At 53.4% G+C, this 206-nt stretch carries 1 pseudogene; it reads left to right on the top strand.

Annotation, left to right across the window (positions count from 1 at the left end):
* Nucleotides 1-26: 26 nt before the first annotated feature.
* A pseudogene (locus LI126_RS15650) lies at nucleotides 27-206 on the top strand (histidine--tRNA ligase); the annotation flags it as partial.

Raw genomic sequence — 206 nt, 5'->3', positions numbered from 1 at the left:
CAGCCGTTGACGTTGAAGTTATGACCATGGCGCTGCGCCTGTTCAAGCAGCTGGGGTTAACGGGTCTGCGCGTAGCCATCAACACGCTTGGCGATCAAGAAACGCGCGATACCTACCGTCAAGCACTGATCGACTACTTAAAGCCGCACTACGATGAACTGAGCGAAGACTCTCAAGAACGTCTGGAAAAGAATCCATTGCGGGTC

Source organism: Mediterraneibacter sp. 210702-DFI.5.30, from assembly GCF_020560115.1.
Lineage (GTDB): Bacteria > Bacillota > Clostridia > Lachnospirales > Lachnospiraceae > Mediterraneibacter > Mediterraneibacter faecis.
Note: the sequence above shows the minus strand (reverse complement) of the source record. Positions and strands in the feature narration are given on the sequence as shown.